We start from the raw sequence: 6,870 nt of genomic DNA on the forward strand, positions 1-6,870 counted from the left end.
CATTGAGGGCCTGCAGCCATTTGCCAAAATTTTGCCAGGTGCTGATATCGCCGGGAATACCACCAAACTGGAATGAGTTTGCTGCAAACATGATCCGCGGCATAACCTGCCATGATTCGGCATCATCTTCGAGCTTTACAGCTTTTATGTTTTTTACATGCCAGGTGTACTTTTCAAATTCGCCGGCAGATGTTTTTTCAGGCTTAATGGTAGTATTCTTATTTATATACCTGAAACCAACCGAAGGATTGACCAGAACGGTATACTCCGCGTTCTGGACTGCCCGCTCCGACCGTTGGATCTCCCATTCGCCAAGGTCAAGGTAGCTGTTCATGTCCTCCTCAAAAATCACTTCGATAGTAGTTGGATATGCAGATATCGGATGCTCTATGACCAGCATCCTGTCGTCAGTTACAATAGAGATCCCATCGGTAGCGGCGTGGTCATAAAAATCACTCTTGTGATATTTTTTTATCATCGTTCCGCCGGCGTTGTAAACCAGCATTTGCACATCATCAACACTACTGAATTTTTTATCATAACCCAGGCCAAGTTGTGCAGCGGCATCGCCTTTTTCATTTAAAACGGTGATGATAGCATGGTGCTTCATGATCATTTTACCAGGCGCTTTTACAGTAACCTCGTCTGATGAATACCGCACCACCGAATTTGCTTCCTCTTTCAATGAATCGGGAATGGTTGATGCTATATAAAACTCTTTCGGGATGTTTTTATCCTGTCCGTAGCTTTTGGTTGATAAAATGAGTATGCCTGCAACAGTTAGCAGTCTATAAAAGTATTTAGTGCTCATGTTGGCGATCAGGATTTTTTAAGTACTATTTGCTCGGTAAGCATATCCTGCATCTGTTTATAAAACTCTCTTAGCTCAGGATAGCTGTCTTTTTCATAGAAAGCTTTTTCATATGCAATAACATACCTTACTATGATCGTTCCATCCTGCTCGGCAATAAAACGTTTAAGGCTTATGCTTTGATCGGGCATAACCATACGGATGCTTTTTGGCAGGGCATCAACTTTATAACCCGCCGGAATTTTATAGGTTCCGTTTATTTCATACCTGTTACGATGCCCAAAGTCAATATCAGTAGCGCGTTTTTCGCTCAGGAAAGGGTTGGTGCGGATAGGGGTAAAAAGGTTAGGGTTAAAATAAATATAGGTTCCGTCGGAGCCGGTGAGTTCAAGGTCAAATGCTATATTTTGTACCAGGGGAAGGGTATCGGTCTCCATATCCTTCATTTTTAATGAAGATATTTTAAGGTTATTGTCGTTAGCCTTTATGTAGTCGATATATTTTTTTTCGCCGTCGGTTTTATAACGTTCAACGCTGTTTATTTTGTGATAGCTAAAGCTGCTGATGTCGGCTGTTCCCGTCATTTTGCTATCAGCCTTGATGTCGGCATTGATCATAACCACCTGCCTGGCCGGGGTCTCTTTTGTGATATAAAGCATATCATACGCGTTGGCCTGCTTATCAATATACAACCCTGATGAGTTCAGCAGCATATCGGGTGTTTCGTTATACAAATTGTATTTGTTTGTAGCATCAAGTATATACTCTTTTGTGCTATCAACCGGAATATAAACCACTGCCCGGTTAAATTGCGAAAGCGAAGTATTGAAGCGGTTTACTTTTCCGTGTTCGCGGGTGCTCACGATCATAGGGTAGATCTCCTTAATGCCCGATTGCTTAAGCAGGTGATATAAAATGATATTAACCTCGGCCGAGTTGCCGGTTTTCTTTTCCCAGGCCCGGTAGGTACCATCATTGGTATACCAGCGGTCAACGCCATCCCATTTCATGAGGGTTTTTACCTGGTTAAAAACATAAGCTATTTTTTCATCCTCGGTTTTAAAGGTTTTGGCTTTGGCGATAATAGGTTCCTCGTCTTTTAATTTACGTTTTAACTGGCCGCCAAAATCTTCATCGTCGGCAATAATACCGCCCACTTTAGCCCAGGTATCTGAATATGATTTGTAAAAACCATAGCTTGACTTTACCGAAGTAAGGTTAAACTGTAACGACATGATATTATCAGTATATGAGCGCATGTAAGGCTCATCATGCAGTGACGGGATGTTTTCCATCACCCTGAAATCTTTTTCGTCATTATAAGATAAAGGATTTGTGCCAGGCATGGTGCGGGCATCTGATTTATGGGTTTCCTTTGAATAAGGCATCCAAACATGGTTCACCGTGCGGAAATATAACAGATCGGGGATAGAGGTATCCAGCTCACTGTACCTTACCGGTATTTTTTGCTGAAAATCCCACGATGGGAAATTGCTTATCGAAACAGTATGATATTTATACTTGTACTCAATTACCGAACCCGCTTTAACGTTTGGCATTGAAAATACAATGGCATTGCGCACCTTATCGATAGTTTGGGTATAGATTAGCTTTTTATCCAGCTTGGTTATTTCGGGCTTTCCGTTAACCAGGTTAATGGTTTCGGCCTGTACGTCGGTGATATACTCCAGCCGGTTGCCGCCGTAATATTCAATGCGGATGTTTGCTTCATCTTTGCCGTTATCATTAAAGATCTTGATGCGCTTATGATACTCGCCGCTAATGTCAAATGAACTATCGTAATAAACATCGCCTTTGTTAAAAAGGACTTCGGCATTGGCATCGGGCTCAAAATCGCATTTGGCCATTTCAAGGTCGGCGATTTCAATTTTGCCAAAAGGTAAAACTTTAGAAGGGGGGGCGGTTTTTTGGGCGTTTACCGGTAACGCAAATAGGGCTGCTCCAAGCAGCGGTAAGAGCCTGTTCATCGTGATGAGGTTTAATCAAATCAAAAATAACAATTAACATAACATTTAAAAGCAAATTTTTTTAGCCATTTTATTTTTTTGCTAAAATGTAATCCATGTCACTAATTGACCTTCACCATGTTATTTTGACATTAAAATTTTATTTCACAGCCCCGTTTACGTACATTTATTTAATTGGCATTTGGATTGATATATTGTAATTAATGAAGCAAAAATTTTATGATACTGCTGTGAAGCAGGAAAAAGCTGTACTTGTTGGTGTAATAACACCAAATGAAACTGACGAGATTGAGAAAGAACACCTGGAAGAGCTGGAGTTCCTGGCCAGCACCGCGGGAGCGTTAACGGTAACTCATTTCACTCAGAAGCTACAGCGCCCGGACAGGGCAACCTTTGTTGGTTCCGGTAAACTGGAAGACATTAAAGCATACGTTAAAGAAGAAGAAATTGATATAGTTATTTTTGACGATGGCCTTTCGCCGTCGCAACTGCGTAATATTGAGAACGAACTGCAGGTAAAGATCCTGGACCGGAATAACCTTATCCTGGATATTTTTGCAAGCCGGGCGCAAACAGCCCAGGCCAAAACCCAGGTTGAGCTTGCACAATTGCAATACCTGCTGCCCCGCCTTACCCGCCTTTGGACCCACTTAGAGCGTCAGAAAGGTGGTATTGGTATGCGTGGACCGGGTGAGTCACAAATTGAAACCGACCGCCGTTTGATCCTGAATAAAATATCCTTGTTAAAGGAAAAGCTAAAACAAATAGATAAGCAGAACGAAACCCAGCGTAAAAACCGTCATCAACTGGTGCGTACAGCCCTGGTTGGTTATACCAACGTAGGTAAGTCGACCATCATGAATATGATAGCCAAATCGGAAGTATTTGCTGAGAATAAGCTGTTTGCTACACTGGATACTACGGTAAGGAAGGTTGTGATAGAGAATCTGCCTTTCCTGATGTCGGATACGGTAGGGTTTATCCGTAAACTACCTCACCATTTGGTCGAGTGCTTTAAATCAACATTGGATGAAACCCGCGAGGCGGATATCCTGATCCATGTGGTTGATATTTCGCACCCCAATTTTGAAGATCAGATCCATACGGTTAACGAAACCTTGAAAGATATCGGCGCTATTGACAAACGCATCATTACTGTGTTTAACAAGATAGATGCGTTTAAACCTGAAGATCACCAGGTATCGCAGGAAGAGCCATTAACATTGGAAGATTTTAGACAAAGCTGGATGGCTAAAAACAATGCACCAGCTATATTTATTTCGGCAACGAAAAAAGAAAATGTGGATGAGTTCAGGGCTTTGCTATATGACGAGGTGAAAGCCATACATACAGAAAGGTACCCGTATGATCAGTTGTTGTATTGATAATTGATCGGGTAGATATATAAAAGAAAAGGATGCATTTTCGTGCATCCTTTTCTTTTATATTAAAGTTTCTGGCGTAATGCGTTTTACCTCCATGAAAACCTGGTGCAGGTGATCGAAATCTTTATCGGTGGTTACAAGTGTCAATCCTAATAACGCAGCTGTTGCCGCTATCCACAAATCATTTTTACCCATATTGCGTGGGGTAGCAAAGCTATACTCTTGAAAGGATGGGTTGCGACGTTGGGAATAGGCATCGATTTGTGAGTAAGAATTAACAAGCGTTTGTGTTGCTTCTACCTGATAACATTCATCTATTATTGGTTGAATAAAATCCCATTTTTCTTTTGCCCAATTGTTTTGAAGTGCAATAGATCTTAATTCGGCGATGGTAACAACAGAGACATACAATTTTCGATTATCTGGGTTGATAACCGTACTTAAAAGTTTCAGTTTGGGATATCTTGATATAAAAATGAAAATGTTGGTATCAAGCAATAAATTCATCTTTTCTCTCTCAAAATTTCAAGTGCAGCTTTGACATCTTCATCGGTTAAAAAGCCCTCATCAGGCAAAGCCTCAAGGGCCTTTTCGATATTCTCCGGATTTTTACCCATTTTATTTGCAAACGCTGTAGCACCTCCAGCGGCCAAAATTTCTTCTACCGAATATGATTTAGGTATTGGTGGCATGTATGGAGTTTTGAGCTCCTCTATTTTAATTTTTGTTGTCTTCATGTTCAATCCTCCCTTCTATACAAATATAACTAAAACAAGCATAATATTTATCACAACCATCTCATACATCCGTATCATATTCCACGCCAGTAATTAGGCAGTCAAAAATATCCCGTCCTTTATCTCCGGTATGATCCCCTTCTCCAAAGCGGTATCAAACATCAGGTTGATAGCTTTACGGCCTTCTTCACCCAGTTCAACCGAGTATTGGTTTACATAAAGTTCAATGTGTTTGTACATCACTTCCTCGCTCATTTCCTGGGCATGCTGTTTAATAAACTCTAAGCCTGATTTTGGATTGGCAAAAGCAAATTCAACCGATTTACGCAGCACCCTGTTTATTTTATGCTGAACATCCAACGGTAAGTTACGGTTAGCGACAATGCCTCCCAGCGGAATGGCACAGCCGGTACGTTTTTCCCAGTAATCGCCAAGATCGATGATCTTTTTGAGGCCTTTGTCCTGGTAGGTGAAGCGGTTTTCGTGAATTATCAGGCCAACATCTATGCGGCTATCAAGCAAAGCATCTTCTATCTCAGAAAATACCAGCTCTTGTTTATTGGTAGCCTCCGGAAATGCAAGGCCTAACAAGAAGTTAGCTGTGGTATATTTGCCCGGAATACCAATTAATGGGTTTCGGCTCCCTGATTTTGGATCGTTGATCAGGTTTTTCTCTAAATCTGAAACCGGAATTTCCAAATCCGAAATCAACAATGGGCCTACACCAAATCCTAATGCACTGCCCGAGTCAAGCAGTACATATTTATCCGTAACGTAAGCAAAAGCGTGGTAGCTTAGCTTGGTAATATCCAGCTCGCCACGGAAGGCCTTTTGGTTAAGCGTTTCCACGTCATCATAAAACACTTCAAACTCCAGGCCTTCAGTGTCAATTTTATGGTGGATAAGGGCATCAAAAATAAAGGTATCGTTAGGGCAGGGCGAAAATCCGAGCGTTAGTTTCATGCTATTTATTAAATTTTATAGGAGTCAGGTATTCGGGATTGATTTTATTAGGCTCGTCGGCAATATCGACGATTTCTTCTTTGATAAGCCGTTCTAATTCTTCAATAATGGTTTTATCGAGACGTTCAGGAACTTTGCCCCGATATAGGCTTGCCATTTCAATCAGAAAATCATGGGTGGTTATTTTGCCTGTTGCATGCAAAAAAATCTGTTGCGGCCAAGGATCAAAAGTAATCAGCCTTGGTGCTTTATTATCCATAGCGACAATTCCAACCTCATCGTTTAAGTAATAAAAAGGCATTTTGCGAAAAAAGTACTTGTCTTTTAAATCGTGATTTAAAAAGTAGGTAGAGGGTGTGTAAACAGGTTTGCTTTTTGAAAAAAAATCAAATAGACCCATGATGAATTTTAACTATTAATGATCCGGCTCACCAGGTCGATGGCAAATGTATTCAGATTTTTAATGGCCAGCCCAATGTTCCAGGCCTCGCGGTTACGTTTTTCAACATAATTTGACACTGCCCTGATCTGCATGCCGCGTACATTCATCTGCCGGCAGGCGTAAAAAAAAGCTGCACCCTCCATGCTTTCCAGTTGCGGGTTTAATCGTTGCTGTACTTTTTGGATGGATGGTTCATGCCCATGTACCGTATTAACAGTTATGGCCTTTGCCTTTTTCAGGAAAAAGTTTGGATAAACCTGCTCAAGCGATGTTGTGGGTGTAAAAACACTTTCACCAAAGCCGAGGCTATCGATAGGGATAAAAGCCTCATCATCCTGCGCGCCAAGTTCGGCAAAGGTGTCTTCGATAATCTCCAATACATCGCCTAAATGGAAATTGTGGTCGAAACTGCCCGCTATTCCAAGATTAAGCACGAGGTCGTACGTATGGTTACTTAATTGCCGGGCCATACCAAAGGCTGTTGGCACCATGCCCGCGCCGGTTATCAGTACATCAACCTTGCTTCCAAAAGCATTGACCAACG

General features: G+C 41.5%; 8 protein-coding genes. 1 reads left to right on the plus strand and 7 read right to left on the minus strand.

Annotation, left to right across the window (positions count from 1 at the left end; genetic code table 11):
• Positions 1–811 (minus strand): DUF3857 domain-containing protein (locus VF500_RS22040; RefSeq protein WP_330861745.1); only part of this gene is annotated, 811 nt, incomplete at its 3' end.
• Between the two features lie 8 nt (positions 812–819).
• On the minus strand, positions 820–2,799 hold the full coding sequence (locus VF500_RS22045; protein ID WP_330861746.1) for a DUF3857 domain-containing protein: 1,980 nt from the start codon (positions 2,797–2,799) through the stop codon (positions 820–822).
• Between the two features lie 203 nt (positions 2,800–3,002).
• Here VF500_RS22045 and hflX point away from each other — a divergent pair, with 203 nt between their 5' ends.
• Positions 3,003–4,184 (plus strand): GTPase HflX, encoded by a 1,182-nt coding sequence (hflX, locus tag VF500_RS22050; protein WP_330861747.1) that lies wholly within the window; start codon positions 3,003–3,005, stop codon positions 4,182–4,184.
• Between the two features lie 57 nt (positions 4,185–4,241).
• Here the strand turns inward: hflX and VF500_RS22055 are convergent, their stop codons facing one another.
• The 5 genes from VF500_RS22055 to mqnB form a co-directional block, all read right to left on the minus strand.
• The gene (locus VF500_RS22055; RefSeq protein ID WP_330861748.1) at positions 4,242–4,691 is read right to left on the minus strand and encodes a type II toxin-antitoxin system VapC family toxin; all 450 of its coding nucleotides are present in this window, start codon (positions 4,689–4,691) and stop codon (positions 4,242–4,244) included.
• Positions 4,688–4,921 carry a hypothetical protein gene (locus VF500_RS22060; protein ID WP_147446112.1) on the minus strand — a complete coding sequence of 78 codons (234 nt, stop codon included), beginning with the start codon at positions 4,919–4,921 and terminating at the stop codon, positions 4,688–4,690. Before VF500_RS22060 ends, VF500_RS22055 begins: the two co-directional genes overlap by 4 nt.
• A 93-nt stretch (positions 4,922–5,014) precedes the next feature.
• The gene (locus VF500_RS22065) at positions 5,015–5,884 is read right to left on the minus strand and encodes a 1,4-dihydroxy-6-naphthoate synthase (RefSeq protein WP_330861749.1); all 870 of its coding nucleotides are present in this window, start codon (positions 5,882–5,884) and stop codon (positions 5,015–5,017) included.
• Between the two features lies 1 nt (position 5,885).
• Positions 5,886–6,284, minus strand: coding sequence for a hypothetical protein (locus VF500_RS22070; protein WP_330861750.1), 399 nt, complete (start codon positions 6,282–6,284; stop codon positions 5,886–5,888).
• A gap of 8 nt (positions 6,285–6,292) precedes the next feature.
• Positions 6,293–6,870 (minus strand): futalosine hydrolase (gene mqnB / locus VF500_RS22075; protein ID WP_330861751.1); only part of this gene is annotated, 578 nt, incomplete at its 5' end.

The sequence above is a fragment of the Mucilaginibacter sp. genome (assembly GCF_036383575.1).
GTDB lineage: Bacteria > Bacteroidota > Bacteroidia > Sphingobacteriales > Sphingobacteriaceae > Mucilaginibacter.

Coding starts and splice junctions, on each gene's coding strand:
- VF500_RS22045 (WP_330861746.1), bottom strand. CDS start 2,799: ATGAACAGGCTCTTACCGCTGCTTGGAGCAGCCCTATTTGCGTTACCG.
- hflX (WP_330861747.1), top strand. CDS start 3,003: ATGAAGCAAAAATTTTATGATACTGCTGTGAAGCAGGAAAAAGCTGTA.
- VF500_RS22055 (WP_330861748.1), bottom strand. CDS start 4,691: ATGAATTTATTGCTTGATACCAACATTTTCATTTTTATATCAAGATAT.
- VF500_RS22060 (WP_147446112.1), bottom strand. CDS start 4,921: ATGAAGACAACAAAAATTAAAATAGAGGAGCTCAAAACTCCATACATG.
- VF500_RS22065 (WP_330861749.1), bottom strand. CDS start 5,884: ATGAAACTAACGCTCGGATTTTCGCCCTGCCCTAACGATACCTTTATT.
- VF500_RS22070 (WP_330861750.1), bottom strand. CDS start 6,284: ATGGGTCTATTTGATTTTTTTTCAAAAAGCAAACCTGTTTACACACCC.